The 12835-nt window shown below is 51.0% G+C and carries 15 protein-coding genes; 10 read left to right on the plus strand and 5 right to left on the minus strand.

The window, feature by feature from the left end; translation table 11 throughout:
• On the minus strand, positions 1–395 hold a 395-nt coding region (locus A918_RS0118375; protein ID WP_022712463.1), incomplete at its 3' end, for a glutathione S-transferase family protein.
• A gap of 452 nt (positions 396–847) precedes the next feature.
• Here A918_RS0118375 and A918_RS0118380 point away from each other — a divergent pair.
• Entirely contained in the window at positions 848–1654 is an 807-nt protein-coding gene (locus tag A918_RS0118380) for an undecaprenyl-diphosphate phosphatase (RefSeq protein ID WP_022712464.1), read from the plus strand.
• Between the two features lie 66 nt (positions 1655–1720).
• Here the strand turns inward: A918_RS0118380 and A918_RS0118385 are convergent, their stop codons facing one another.
• Positions 1721–2710, minus strand: a complete 990-nt coding sequence (locus A918_RS0118385; RefSeq protein ID WP_022712465.1) for a complex I NDUFA9 subunit family protein — start codon at positions 2708–2710, stop codon at positions 1721–1723.
• A 261-nt stretch (positions 2711–2971) separates the two neighbouring features.
• On the opposite strand from A918_RS0118385, the gene lepA reads away from it, so the two are divergent.
• A complete protein-coding gene (lepA, locus tag A918_RS0118390) occupies positions 2972–4780 on the plus strand; it encodes a translation elongation factor 4 (protein ID WP_022712466.1) in 1809 nt (602 codons plus the stop codon).
• A 70-nt stretch (positions 4781–4850) separates the two neighbouring features.
• On the plus strand, positions 4851–5102 hold the full coding sequence (locus tag A918_RS0118395; protein WP_022712467.1) for a SelT/SelW/SelH family protein: 252 nt from the start codon (positions 4851–4853) through the stop codon (positions 5100–5102).
• Positions 5103–5452: 350 nt separating this feature from the next.
• Here A918_RS0118395 and A918_RS21050 read toward each other — a convergent pair whose 3' ends face one another.
• Positions 5453–6679, minus strand: a complete 1227-nt coding sequence (locus tag A918_RS21050) for a DNA recombination protein RmuC (protein WP_022712468.1) — start codon at positions 6677–6679, stop codon at positions 5453–5455.
• Positions 6680–6857: 178 nt separating this feature from the next.
• Here A918_RS21050 and def point away from each other — a divergent pair, with 178 nt between their 5' ends.
• From def to truA, 4 genes are read left to right on the plus strand one after another with little or no spacing between them, the layout of a single operon-like run.
• Positions 6858–7391, plus strand: coding sequence for a peptide deformylase (def, locus tag A918_RS0118405; protein WP_022712469.1), 534 nt, complete (start codon positions 6858–6860; stop codon positions 7389–7391).
• Positions 7392–7440: 49 nt separating this feature from the next.
• Complete coding sequence (gene fmt / locus A918_RS0118410; protein WP_022712470.1) at positions 7441–8376, plus strand: methionyl-tRNA formyltransferase; 936 nt, start codon at positions 7441–7443, stop codon at positions 8374–8376.
• Positions 8373–8900, plus strand: a complete 528-nt coding sequence (locus A918_RS0118415) for a GNAT family N-acetyltransferase (protein WP_022712471.1) — start codon at positions 8373–8375, stop codon at positions 8898–8900. The genes fmt and A918_RS0118415 overlap by 4 nt, the downstream gene beginning before the upstream one ends.
• Positions 8901–9656, plus strand: coding sequence for a tRNA pseudouridine(38-40) synthase TruA (truA, locus tag A918_RS0118420; RefSeq protein WP_022712472.1), 756 nt, complete (start codon positions 8901–8903; stop codon positions 9654–9656). It abuts the gene before it with no gap.
• Here truA and A918_RS0118425 read toward each other — a convergent pair.
• Both A918_RS0118425 and dapE read right to left on the minus strand, forming a co-directional pair.
• Positions 9651–10256, minus strand: coding sequence for a hypothetical protein (locus tag A918_RS0118425; protein ID WP_022712473.1), 606 nt, complete (start codon positions 10254–10256; stop codon positions 9651–9653). The two genes, truA and A918_RS0118425, sit on opposite strands and share 6 nt — an antisense overlap.
• 45 nt (positions 10257–10301) lie before the next feature.
• Entirely contained in the window at positions 10302–11489 is a 1188-nt protein-coding gene (gene dapE / locus A918_RS0118430) for a succinyl-diaminopimelate desuccinylase (RefSeq protein WP_022712474.1), read from the minus strand.
• 414 nt (positions 11490–11903) lie between these two features.
• Between dapE and A918_RS0118435 the strand changes: the two genes are divergently transcribed.
• The 3 genes from A918_RS0118435 to A918_RS0118445 all read left to right on the plus strand — a co-directional run bounded on the left by A918_RS0118435 (position 11904) and on the right by A918_RS0118445 (position 12795).
• Positions 11904–12119 carry a hypothetical protein gene (locus tag A918_RS0118435; protein ID WP_022712475.1) on the plus strand — a complete coding sequence of 72 codons (216 nt, stop codon included), beginning with the start codon at positions 11904–11906 and terminating at the stop codon, positions 12117–12119.
• Between the two features lie 122 nt (positions 12120–12241).
• A complete protein-coding gene (locus tag A918_RS0118440) occupies positions 12242–12457 on the plus strand; it encodes a hypothetical protein (RefSeq protein ID WP_022712476.1) in 216 nt (71 codons plus the stop codon).
• A 122-nt stretch (positions 12458–12579) separates the two neighbouring features.
• Positions 12580–12795 (plus strand): hypothetical protein, encoded by a 216-nt coding sequence (locus tag A918_RS0118445; protein WP_022712477.1) that lies wholly within the window; start codon positions 12580–12582, stop codon positions 12793–12795.
• Positions 12796–12835 lie beyond the last annotated feature (40 nt).

Here is a 12835-nt window from a genome sequence, read left to right on the forward strand (position 1 = left end):
GCGGATGAGCCCATTTCCTGCGACATCTGCAATTTGAATACGCGTTCACGGGCAAGATGACGGGTGACTTCATTTTCAAATTTAATCAGAAACCAGTCGACGAGACGGCGCACTTCAGCGCGCTCCATCGGGGTTTCCGGCAGCAGACGGCGATTGCGCTTCAGCGCACCGCGGGTTTCATCCATATATTCGGCGATCACTGTGGCGCCGACAACCGGCCAGTCATTTTCGGCCAGCAAGACCGGCAAAGTTCCGGCAGGATTGAGTGCCAGAAATTCTTTTCTGCGTGACCACGGACGTTCCTCAATCATTTCCGCTTCCACGCCATATTCATTGAGAATCAGACGGACATAACGGGAGGTTGTAGACATCGGATGGTGAAACAGCGTGAGCATGTGGTTCGATAGTACTTTCAGGTGTGGCTTGGAAGCGGCATGGTCTGTGACATTGCCACCGGTGAGCCGGTAATCGGACTGAATAATCTGCCAGCTTGTAGCCGATCTGCAAAAGAGTCAGACCTTACAGAAGGTTCCGGTCCGGCAGAGGGTTAAGCCTGAGCGGCAGATGAGGGGTTAGATTAAAACATCAGACGCAATAAAAATGCGGTTGTAGAGCATTTTGCGTAATTATACAGGCTTCCTATAAATAATTGGTTAGGACGGGTGAGTTACATAAAGATGCATTGCATTTTGAGTAAAAACATTTCAACAGGCTGAATTTAAGGCAGGGCGATTGTTTTTCTGCTCATGTTCAGCTTGCTGACAGGATGTCTGCATAAATCAGATGTTTAAAGCCTGTCAGAACCGGCAGCAATTTTTATATAACGCAGACAAAGGTATTCAGCATTATGGACGCATGGGCAATATTCGAGGCTGCGATTCTCGGTCTTCTGGAAGGTCTGACCGAGTTTCTGCCGGTTTCGTCTACAGGCCATCTTTTGCTGGCAGGACATTTTCTTGGCTTTGAATCAACCGGCCGCACTTTTGAGGTGCTGATTCAGCTTGGAGCTATTCTCGCAATCTTAAGTGTTTATTTCGGACGTTTGTGGAAGCTGCTGACTGATCTGCCTCGGGATGCGGGTGCAAGGCGCTTCGCAACCGGAATCATATTGGCCTTCTTGCCGGCGGCCGTGATCGGCGCAATGGCACATAGCTATATCAAGCAGGTTTTGTTTGAAACGCCGGTGCTGGTCTGTTCGATGCTGATTGTCGGCGGGTTTGTTCTTCTGTGGGTGGATCGTCTGCCGCTGCGTCCGCGCTATAATGATGTGACGCAATATCCGCTGAAAATGTGCTTCATGATCGGTCTTGTGCAGTGCTTGGCAATGATTCCGGGGGTGTCCCGCTCCGGTTCGACCATTGTCGGTGCTTTGCTGATGGGCTCGGATAAGCGTTCCGCTGCAGAATTTTCGTTTTTTCTGGCAATGCCGACAATGGCCGGTGCCTTTGCCTATGATCTTTATAAAAACCATGCGCTGCTTTCGACTAATGATATGGCGCAGATTGGTATCGGCTTTGTTGCGGCTTTCATCTCCGGTGTGATTGTTGTGCGTTATTTGCTGGATTATGTTTCCCGCCACGGTTTTGCATTATTTGCCTGGTGGCGACTGATCGTCGGTTCCGCCGGTCTGGCCGCGTTGATGGTCTGGGGTTAAGCTTCAAATATAAGAAACAGAAAAGGCCCCGAAAGGGGCCTTTATTTTATTCAATTTATGAATGGCTTAGCGGGCAAGGCTTGCCTTGTCATACTGACCCAGCACACGGTAGCGCCAGAGATAGGATGGCAGGATTGCATCAATTGCCTGCGGCTTGATGCCCAGACCTTCCAGTGTCAGGTCGGCATCCGCAGCTTCCTGTGAAACCACATTATTGCTCTTCAGCAATTTAACATGGTCGCTGGTCAGCGGCGGGTTTGGCAGCAGGCCGAGAATCTTGCCCTGCAGGCTGGCAACCCACCAAGGCAGGTTGATGAAGGCGCGTTTACGGCCGATCACTTCCAGCGAAATTTCCATGCAACGACGCAGGGTCAACACTTCAGCGCCACCCAGCTCATAGGCTTTGCCTGCCTGCAATTTGCCTTCAACTGCACGGGCAATGACTTCTGCCACGTCGCCGACATAAACCGGCTGGAACTGGGTCTTGCCGCCGCCGATCAGAGGCATGAACGGGGAGAAACGGGACATGCTGGCGAATTTGTTGAAGAACTGGTCTTCAGGGCCGAAAATCACGCTCGGGCGCAGAATGACCGCATCCGGCTTTACGCTCAGTACCTGACGTTCTGCTTCTGCTTTGGTGCGGGCATATTCGGATGCACTTTTCAGATCTGCTCCGAGTGCCGACATATGAAGCAGTGGCAGACCGGCAGCGGCAGCAACTTCAGCCACATGTTTCGCACCGATGGCATGAACAGTGTTGAAACGCTGTTTGCCGCCTTCGGCAAGAATGCCAACCAGATTGACGACATAATCCGCGCCTTTGACTGCGCGTTCAACTGACCAGCGATGGCGGATATTGGCCTGAACCAGCTGGATCTGACCGATATTGCCAAGCGGCTGCATATAATAGGCAATTTCCGGTTTGCGCACAGCAACACGCACACGGTAACCGCGCCGTGCCAGTGCATCAACAACATGACGCCCTACAAAACCTGAACCACCGAAAACTGTAACCAGCTTTGGTGTTGTGCGGTGATTAAGCGTTTGCGTGTCCATGACCTGTCTCCTGCGCCGGTCCTATTGCGGCATGATAACTGCTAGCGATGTGTCCATCTCTATGCAGTGAACTTTCCAGTGCTGCCCCGCGATGTCTTGCGCGTTTTGTCAGCTTTGGGGTCACGCTTTACTGGTTTTTTGCCGTTTCGCAAAGGGGACATAATGCACCATACCCCGAAAGATTACACTTTATGCTTTGTTTTGCCCCGATTTGCATGAATCCCCTTTGCCTTTGCGCAAATCTGCTGCTAAATCGCGCGCATGAGCACACCACTTGACCATATCCGGAATTTTTCCATCGTCGCCCATATTGATCATGGGAAGTCGACACTTGCCGACCGTTTGATTCAAGCAACCGGCGGCCTTGATAATCGTGAAATGAAAGAGCAGGTGCTCGACTCGATGGATATCGAGCGCGAGCGCGGCATCACGATCAAGGCGCAGACCGTTCGCCTGAATTATCGTGCGAAAAACGGTGAGGACTATGTTCTCAACCTGATCGACACGCCGGGCCACGTTGACTTTGCCTATGAAGTTTCCCGTTCACTGGCGGCCTGTGAAGGTTCGCTGCTGGTGGTGGACGCTTCTCAGGGCGTGGAAGCGCAGACGCTGGCCAATGTTTATCAGGCGATTGACAATAATCATGATCTGGTTGTTGTGCTGAACAAGATTGATCTGCCTGCGGCTGATCCTGAGCGCGTGAAAGAGCAGGTTGAAGATGTGATCGGTATCGATGCATCGGATGCTGTGGAAATCTCCGCGAAAAGCGGTCTGGGTATTCCGGATGTGCTGGAAGCGATTGTTGAGCGCCTGCCGCCGCCAAAAGAAGGCGACCGTGATGCACCGCTCAAAGCCATGCTGGTGGATAGCTGGTATGACACTTATCTCGGTGTGATCGTGCTGGTTCGCATCATCGACGGTGTGCTGAAAAAAGGCCAGACCATCCGCATGATGGGCACAGGTGCCAAATATCCGGTGGAGCGCGTCGGCGTGTTCACACCGAAAATGGTGGCTGTTGAAGATCTGGGGCCGGGTGAGCTTGGCTTTATCACTGCTTCGATCAAGGAAGTGGCAGATACCCGCGTCGGTGATACGATCACCGAGGATAAGCGTCCGACAACAACCATGCTGCCGGGTTTCAAACCTGCACAGCCGGTGGTTTTCTGCGGTCTGTTCCCTGTTGATGCGGCTGATTTTGAAGATTTGCGTGCTGCCATGGGTAAGCTGCGTCTCAATGATGCGAGCTTCTCCTTTGAAATGGAAACATCGGCCGCTTTGGGCTTTGGTTTCCGTTGCGGTTTCCTCGGGCTGTTGCATCTTGAAATCATTCAGGAACGTCTTTCCCGCGAATTTGATCTTGATCTGATCGCTACCGCTCCTTCCGTTGTCTATCGCATGAATATGCTCGACGGTTCGGTGAAGGAACTGCACAATCCGGCAGATATGCCGGATGTGGTGAAAATCACATCAATTGAAGAGCCGTGGATTAAAGCGACGATTCTGACGCCGGATGATTATCTCGGTTCGATCCTGAAACTCTGTCAGGAGCGTCGTGGTATTCAGGTCGATCTGTCTTATGTCGGCCCGCGTGCGATGGTGACCTATGAACTGCCGCTCAACGAAGTGGTGTTCGATTTCTACGATCGCCTGAAGTCGATTTCCAAAGGTTATGCATCTTTCGATTATAATCTGTCGGAATATAAAGAAGGTGATCTGGTGAAGATGTCGATCCTCGTCAATGACGAGCCGGTTGATGCGCTCTCGATGCTGGTACACCGTTCTGCCGCTGAAAAGCGTGGCCGTGTGCTGTGTGAAAAGCTGAAAGACCTGATCCCGCAGCATATGTTCAAAATTCCGATTCAGGCGGCAATTGGCGGACGTATTGTTGCGCGTGAGACGATCTCGGCTCTGCGTAAGGACGTGACGGCGAAATGTTACGGTGGTGACGTTTCGCGTAAGCGCAAACTTCTGGAAAAACAGAAGGAAGGTAAGAAGCGCATGCGTCAGTTCGGTAAGGTGGAAATTCCGCAGGAAGCCTTCATTCAGGCGCTTAAAATGGGTGATGAATAATCACTTCAGAGATTTCGAGCAGACCCGCCTTCCGGCGGGTTTGTTTTAAGTAAATATAGGATATTTCGATATGACTGCTAAACCACGTATTACCATTGAATATTGTATCCAGTGTAACTGGATGCTCCGTGCTGCATGGGCGGCTCAGGAATTGTTGCAGGCATTCGGTGATGAAGTCGGTGAGATCGCGCTTATTCCGGGCGGCGACGGCAATTACATCATCCGTCTGAATGAGCAGGTGGTGTGGGATCGTAAAGCTGAAAACGGCTTTCCGGAAAGTGATGCGCTGGTTGCCCGTATTCTTGAGACACTGAAGGGCTGATCAGGCTCTGGTCTTTATGTAATATATAAAGACATAAACTACTGATTTTTATTGTAGAATTAAAGCCGGATGCAATGTGCGTCCGGCTTTTTTATTTGTCGGGCAAAGTGTTGCGGGCATAATTTGAGGCAGAGATTCCGCTGCGGCTTTCCGGTTTCTGTGCGGATATATATATGAGCTGCATAGACGCGGATTGCCGGTTTCGTCTTTATTTATTATGGCGCAGATAGTTTAAATGGTTAATTTTACTGCCTAAAATAAGGCTCTGTTGTGCCTTGAACAGGATTTTGGCCACGTTTTGCAAAGGCTTATAATCCTGTTTTCAGGGATAGATTCCGCGAGATTGCCCCCTATAAAAAGCGTGGTGCAGAAGGGGCACTGTTCTGCGGCAAAGTCTGTTGCTGAGGCGCTTTTTTCTGCTCGTGATTATCCGGATTATCGCCCAGTTCCAATGCCTCAATCTTCGCGCCGCGGCGGGTGACTTTGGAAGATGAGATCAGAATATCGTCAATGTCGCGGCTGGCCTGAGAAAAATGCGTTTGTAATTTGCGCACACGCTCATCAAGGCGCGATACATCATCCATCAGCCGCACAACTTCTCCCTGAATGAGATGCGCCTGTTCCCGCATCCGCGCATCTTTGAGCACAGACTGGATGACCTGAATGGAGAGCATCAGCAGGGAAGGCGAGACGATAACCACGCGGGAACGATGTGCCCGCTGGATAATCATCTCAAAATTCTCGTGAATTTCCGCAAAGATCGATTCTGACGGCACAAACAGAAAAGCCGTATCCTGTGTCTCACCGCTGATGAAATATTTGGCGGCAATATCGCGGATATGAACTTCCATATCACGGCGAAAAAGCTGCTCATAATGACGTTTGGCTTCCGGTGTCTCAGAGGCCTTCAATGCATTCCAGCTTTCCAGCGGGAATTTAGCATCAACCACCAGAGAGGCCGTGCCGTTGGGCATCCGCACCAGACAATCAGGGCGCATGCCATTGGAGAGTGTAGCCTGAAATTCATAGGCACCCATTGGCAGACCATCGGCAATAATTGCTTCCATCCGTGACTGGCCGAAAGCGCCCCGCGTTTGTTTATTGGCGAGGATGGCCTGCAACTGCACAACCTGACCGGCGAGCGACTGGATATTGTTCTGCGCGGTGTCGATCACCGCCAGCCGCTCCTGCAACTTGCTTAAGTTTTCATGGGTCGAGCGGGTTTGTTCATTGATACTGCGGCCAAGATGGCTGGTCATGCCGTCGAGCCGGTCGCGGATAGATTTATTGAGCTCTGCCTGTCTGGCGCCGAAAAGCTCTGCCATCGTCTGCATCCGGCCCTGCATCTCTGCCTGACTTTTCAGGATCGACTGCATTTGCATTTCTGCCTCGCGCGCCCGCTCTTCCGACTGGAATTGTGCATGCAACATCGTTCTGTTGTTACGGCCGGACAGCCAGAACAGCAGGAGGATGATGAGCAGTACAAAACCGCCCGCCGCCAGCAAAAGCTGAGCAGGGCTGAGGCCGAGAGCACCCGCAAAGGATGCCGGTATTTCTGAAGCAGATAATGTTTCCATAGATAAAGATTACACGATTCGCGGTAAATATAAGAATAAAACGTGAACAAATTTTTATTCATCTCATGTAATTTATTGACGGCGGAGTGCTGAGAGATTAGATCGGACATCATTCCGATTGTGCCTGCCTGCGCGGGTGTCAGATATTTTCAATCATTTGCAACACCGGATCACTGTGATGACCATTAAGCCGATTATTTTTATTCCTGATCCGGTCTTGCGTCAGGTTTCCAAACCCGTTGAGCGTTTCGATGCGGATTTGCGTAAATTTTCTGATGATATGTTTGCCACGATGTATGATGCGCCGGGTATTGGTCTGGCTGCAATTCAGGTGGCTGAGCCGATCCGTATGGTGGTGATTGATCTGGCGAAAGAGGGCGATGCCCCTGCGCCGCATGTCTTCATCAATCCGGTGATTGTCGAGCGCTCGGATGAGCCGAGCAGCTATGAAGAGGGTTGTCTCTCGATCCCTGATTATTATGCTGAAGTGGAACGCCCTGCGACTGTGCGCGTGACCTATCAGGATCTGGACGGTAAACCACAGGAAATCCAAGCTGAGGGCCTGATGGCTACCTGTCTGCAACATGAGATTGACCATCTGGATGGCGTGCTTTTTATCGACCATATTTCCAAGCTCAAGCGGGATATGGTGATCAAGAAATTCAAAAAACTGGCCAAGACCCATGTGCCGGCTTCGGGTAAAAAAATCTGAAGCACAGGCTGAATTACGGTCAGGTCAGAGAGTGTAGGTAGGATAGTCTATGTCGTTACGTATTGTGTTTATGGGCACGCCGGAATTTTCTGTTCCGGTGATGACAGCGCTGATCGGACAGGGCTATGAGATTGTTGCTGTTTACAGTCAGCCGCCGCGTCCGGCCGGTCGTCGTGGTCTGGAACTGACAAAATCGCCGGTGCATGAAAAAGCGGAAGAATTCGGTATTCCTGTTTTCACCCCGAAAAGCCTGAAAAGTGAAGAAGAACAGCAGATTTTCCGTGATCTGAATGCGGATGTCGCTGTGGTTGTTGCCTATGGCATGTTGCTGCCAAAGGCTATTCTCGAAGCACCCGCACTTGGTTGTTATAATGGTCACGCTTCGCTGTTGCCACGCTGGCGCGGCGCGGCGCCGATCCAGCGGGCGATTATGGCGGGCGATGCCGAGACCGGTATGATGATTATGAAAATGGATGAGGGGCTGGATACCGGTCCTGTGGCCATGGTCGAGAAAATTACCATCACTCCGAATATGACCTGCGGCGAATTGCATGATCGTTTGAGCATTACCGGTGCCGATCTGATGGTGCGTGCTATGGCTGCACTGGAGCGTGACAGCCTGAAGCTCAACCCCCAGTCAGAAGATGGCGTGACCTATGCCTCCAAGATTGAAAAATCCGAAGCGCGTATCGACTGGGCACAACCGGCGCAAGCGGTGCATAACCGTATCCGTGGCCTGAGCCCGTTTCCTGGTGCATGGTGCGAGATGGAAATCAATGGTCAGCTTGAACGCGTGAAAGTGCTGCGCTCGGTGATTGCTGATGGCGCTGGCAAAGCCGGTGAAGTGCTGGACGGGCAGCTGGTGATTGCCTGTGGTGAGGGCGCGGTTGCGCTGACGCTGGTGCAAAAAGCGGGTGGCAAGGCTGTCAGCGCTGCAGAATTCTGCAATGGCGTTAAGCTCGCAACCGGTACAATTCTGCCATGAGTCATTCTCCCGTCAAGCAGCCGGATATACGCCCCGTCAGAGAGCAGGATCGCTCAACGATTGATGGTGTGATTGCCGCTGCTTTTGACGGGGCTGATGAGGTAGCACTGGTGCGCAAGCTTGTTGCTGACGGCGACATTGTGCTGGAGCTGGTTGCGGAAATGGGCGGTAAAATTGCCGGACATATTCTGTTTTCCAGATTATGGGTCGAACAGGCCGGCAATCGTCTGGCTGCTGTTGCTTTGGCACCGCTTGCTGTGTCACCGGAAATGCAGCGGACGGGGCTGGGCAGTGCACTGGTTGAAGCTGCGCACAAGCTGCTGGTTCAGCAAGGTGAGGTTCTGAGCATTGTCTTAGGTGATCCGGCCTATTACGGACGCTTCGGTTACAGCGTTGCCGATGCTGCCGGACTTGAGAGTGTTTATCCCGCGCAATATTTGCAGGCAAAGCACCTCACGGACACAGCCACTCTTGCGCCTTTGCAAGGTAAACTGATTTATGCTTCTGCATTCGGAGAAAATTGAGTGCCGCGTTATCGCCTGACAGTTGAATATGATGGTTCACCCTATGCCGGATGGCAGCGGCAGGATAATGCGCCGACGGTGCAGGGGGCTATTGAAGCCGCGATTTTCAAATTTTGTGGTGACAGTAATTCAATCGGAGCTGCAGGGCGTACCGATGCCGGTGTTCATGCTTTTCAGCAAACCGCCCATGTTGATCTGACCAAGGATTGGGGCGCATCCAAAGTGCGCGATGCGGTCAATGCCTATCTGGCGCTGGATAAAGAGAGCGTCTTTCTGATTAATGTCGAGAAAGTGCCGGATCATTTTGATGCGCGCTTCACTGCGCTGGGACGACATTATATTTACCGCATTATCAATCGTCGCACACCTTTGGCGCTGGAAGCCAGCCGTGCCTGGTGGGTAGCGAAAAAGCTGGATACGGATGCCATGCACGAGGCCGCACAATTGCTTGTCGGCCTGCATGATTTTACGACATTCCGCTCCACACAATGCCAGTCCAAAAGCCCTGTTAAAACGCTTGATCTCTTGAATGTTCAGCGTCATGGCGAGTTGATTGAAGTGCGGGCATCTGCGCGGTCCTTCCTGCATAATCAGGTGCGTTCACTGGTTGGCAGCATCAGCGAAGTTGGTACAGGCCGCTGGACCAATGATGATCTGGTGGCGGCACTGGAAGCGCGTGACCGCAAAGCCTGCGGTGTTGTGGCACCTGCCCATGGTCTCTATATGATCGGTGCGGATTATCCGCTGATTTTATAGAGCAGGCATAAAACCTGCCAGATTTTGCAATATGATTGTCAGCATAATACTGCCCAGCACCACAGAAATGAAAAATGGCGCGGCGAAACTATGTGGCCGTTGTAATGCTGCACGGGTGAGCCTGTAGCTCAGCACCAATGTCGCCAGAAACAGCCCGAAACCGATACCTGCGAAGACCGGAGACAAATCCGGCAGCAGCAGATTGAGGAATGAGAGCGGGGCATAAATCCACGCAAATAAAGCCGTGGTCCAGTTGGTAGCGACTACATAGGTGGAAAAACGGCGCTCAAGGCCAAGGCTGCGGCTAAGAAAGCCGATAATGAGCAGCGGTAACAGCCAGACAATCATATCAATAGCGCCGAGCTTGACCGTATTGATAAGGCGCAATGCTGTTGCGTCGCCGCCTTCTGTTCCTTCTGTAAGACGGGCTGCGATTTCGACCCAGCCGATCAGCATTGGCGGCAGAGAAATCAGGATTGCATAAAAAGACCGCCAGAAACCATCTGCATCCGTATTCAAATCATTCAATGCTTCCGGATGGCCGGTCATGGTGCGCCAGACTGCGGAGAAATAATACTGAATCTCTTCAAAACTGGGCATGGGCAACCTGTATAAGTGACGACGAAAGAGGGGGCCGTGAATGACTCAGGCGAAAAAGCCCTCAAGGAATTTTTCGTAAATTGCGGTGAGATTTTCAAGGTCTTGCAGTGATGTTCGCTCATTGGCCATATGCATGGTCTGGCCGACAAGACCGAATTCCACCACAGGGCAATAATCCTTGATGAAACGGGCATCAGATGTGCCACCGGATGTGGAAAGTGTGGCCTGTTTGCCGGTCACTGCTTTGATCGCATCGTTCAGAGAGTCAATCAGCTTGTCATTGCGGGTCAGGAATACATGGCTCGGGCGTTCGCTCCACTGTAACTCATAGTGAAGTGGCACCGATTTATCCTGCCGGAACGGATTGTCCTGTGCCGCATCGCTCAGGCGACGTGTAACTTCTTCTTGCAGAGTATCGACTGTCCATGTGTCATTGAAGCGGATATTGAACGAGGCGATTGCTTTTGCCGGAATGACATTGGTTGCCGGATTGCCGACATCAATCGAAGTGATTTCCAGATTTGTGGCCTGAAAATTCTCTGTACCCTTATCATAGGCCGGTATCAGCAGGCTGTTCAGCAGAGCCATAATACCGCGCACCGGATTATCCGCATTATGCGGATAAGCCACGTGCCCCTGTGTGCCATGAACTGTCACCGTACCGGTGACAGAGCCACGGCGGCCGATTTTAATTGTTTCACCCAAGCGGTCAGGATTGGTTGGCTCGCCGACCAGTGAAGCATCCCAGCTTTCGCCTTTAGCTTTTGCCCAATGCAGTAATTTATCGGTGCCGTTGATTGCAGGGCCTTCTTCGTCGCCGGTAATCAGGAAAGAAATATTCGGCTTGCGATCCGGAAATTTTTTCAGATAGCGGGCGGTTGCGGCAACAAAACAGGCAATGCCACCCTTCATGTCGACTGCACCACGGCCATAGAGTTCACCATTCTCAATAACGGCTGCAAAAGGCGGGTGCTTCCAGAGCGAGAGATCACCGGTCGGCACCACATCGGTATGGCCGGCAAACATCAGATGCGGGCCTGTGCCTTTGAGGCGTGCATAGAGGTTTTCTATGTCTGGCGTGCCGTCTTCGGTGAAGACAGGACGCTCGATTTTGAAGCCGAGCGGTTCCAGCATTGCCTGCAGCGTTGTGAGAGCTCCGCCTTCTGCCGGTGTAACTGACGGGCAGCGGATAAGAGCAGCGAGATTTTCGGCGGGATCAAATGTGGTCATCATGCACAAGGCTTAGCAGATGCCGCAAGCTGGCGCATCTGGAATCTATCTTTGATGAGTCACTGTGTGATTTGCCGGTATCTAATTCCAAAAACAGCACTGTAACAGCCGGTAATAATATTGTGATAAAACTGTTATTGTTCATCAATTGGGAACGATACAACGAACGGAATGTCTCTATTTAGAGAACGATACAGCGAATATTGAAATATCTGCCGAGTTTTTAAACTATTAAGTTATTGATTTTATTGAGTTGATATGTGTTTGTTGTTTTTTCCAGGAAAGATTGTGTCAGAATTTTTATTTATTCGTAAAATTTATGTGAGTTGAAATCATAAACAATGGCTCCTATCTCAGGGTCATCGGAACGGCGCTTCTCCCAAGCACGTTCACATAAATTGAACAAGGAATATGAAAATGAAAAAGATTGCTTTGACTGTTGCTGCACTTGCTCTTTCTGCCGGAGCAGCTTTTGCTGAAAACCCAAATGCGGGTATTCCTGATGATCTGTACAGCAATGACAAGACACCCGTGATCACCACTTCAACTGTGAAAAGCACACAGGCTGAAACCTTTACAGACGGTTCCGCACACGGTTTCGGTGATAATGCACCATCCAGCTATAACGGCTAATTTCGTCGGTACCTCCTCCGCATAACATTAACACTATGAATGACAGCCGCATTTCAACGTCTGATGAACAGACCTCCCAACTGATCCGTTGAAAATAACCGGCCTATAAAAGGAATATGAAAATGAAAAAGATTGCTTTGACTGTTGCCGCCCTTGCTCTGACCGCCGGTGCCGCTTTTGCTGAAAATCCAAATGTTGGCATTCCTGATGATCTGTACAGCAATGACAAGACACCTGTGATTACCACTTCAACCGTGAAAAGCACGCAGGCTGAAACCTTTACAGACGGTTCGGCTCACGGTTTCGGTGATAATTCACCATCCAGCTATAACGGCTAATTTAGCCGGTACCTCCTCCGCATAATATCAACATTATGAATGACAGCCGGATTTCAACGTCTGATGAACAGACCTCCCAACTGATCCGTTGAAAATGACCGGCCTATAAAAGGAATATGAAAATGAAAAAGATTGCTTTGACTGTTGCCGCTCTTGCTCTGACTGCCGGTGCTGCTTTTGCTGAAAATCCAAATGCCGGTATTCCAGACAATCTGTATGGTGCTGACCAGACATTTGTAACTGCGAATGCGACTGTAACCAGCACACAGACCGAAACCTATAGTGACGGTTCCGCTAACGGCTTTGGCGATCATTCGCCTTCAAGCACCCGTCGTTAATTGACGGTAGTGCAAACAAAAAGCGGCGGGCTTGAGGCCC

The sequence above is a fragment of the Pseudochrobactrum sp. AO18b genome, from assembly GCF_000409565.1.
Classification (GTDB): Bacteria; Pseudomonadota; Alphaproteobacteria; order Rhizobiales; family Rhizobiaceae; genus Pseudochrobactrum; species Pseudochrobactrum saccharolyticum.

Bases quoted from the DNA above. Each gene is read 5' to 3' on its own strand.
- A918_RS0118435 (WP_022712475.1), top strand. From the start codon at position 11,904: ATGAAAAAGATTGCTTTGACTGTTGCTGCACTTGCTCTTTCTGCCGGA.
- lepA (WP_022712466.1), top strand. From the start codon at position 2,972: ATGAGCACACCACTTGACCATATCCGGAATTTTTCCATCGTCGCCCAT.
- fmt (WP_022712470.1), top strand. From the start codon at position 7,441: ATGTCGTTACGTATTGTGTTTATGGGCACGCCGGAATTTTCTGTTCCG.
- A918_RS0118415 (WP_022712471.1), top strand. From the start codon at position 8,373: ATGAGTCATTCTCCCGTCAAGCAGCCGGATATACGCCCCGTCAGAGAG.
- A918_RS0118385 (WP_022712465.1), bottom strand. From the start codon at position 2,710: ATGGACACGCAAACGCTTAATCACCGCACAACACCAAAGCTGGTTACA.
- dapE (WP_022712474.1), bottom strand. From the start codon at position 11,489: ATGATGACCACATTTGATCCCGCCGAAAATCTCGCTGCTCTTATCCGC.
- A918_RS21050 (WP_022712468.1), bottom strand. From the start codon at position 6,679: ATGGAAACATTATCTGCTTCAGAAATACCGGCATCCTTTGCGGGTGCT.
- A918_RS0118445 (WP_022712477.1), top strand. From the start codon at position 12,580: ATGAAAAAGATTGCTTTGACTGTTGCCGCTCTTGCTCTGACTGCCGGT.
- A918_RS0118440 (WP_022712476.1), top strand. From the start codon at position 12,242: ATGAAAAAGATTGCTTTGACTGTTGCCGCCCTTGCTCTGACCGCCGGT.
- A918_RS0118395 (WP_022712467.1), top strand. From the start codon at position 4,851: ATGACTGCTAAACCACGTATTACCATTGAATATTGTATCCAGTGTAAC.
- A918_RS0118425 (WP_022712473.1), bottom strand. From the start codon at position 10,256: ATGCCCAGTTTTGAAGAGATTCAGTATTATTTCTCCGCAGTCTGGCGC.
- def (WP_022712469.1), top strand. From the start codon at position 6,858: ATGACCATTAAGCCGATTATTTTTATTCCTGATCCGGTCTTGCGTCAG.
- A918_RS0118380 (WP_022712464.1), top strand. From the start codon at position 848: ATGGACGCATGGGCAATATTCGAGGCTGCGATTCTCGGTCTTCTGGAA.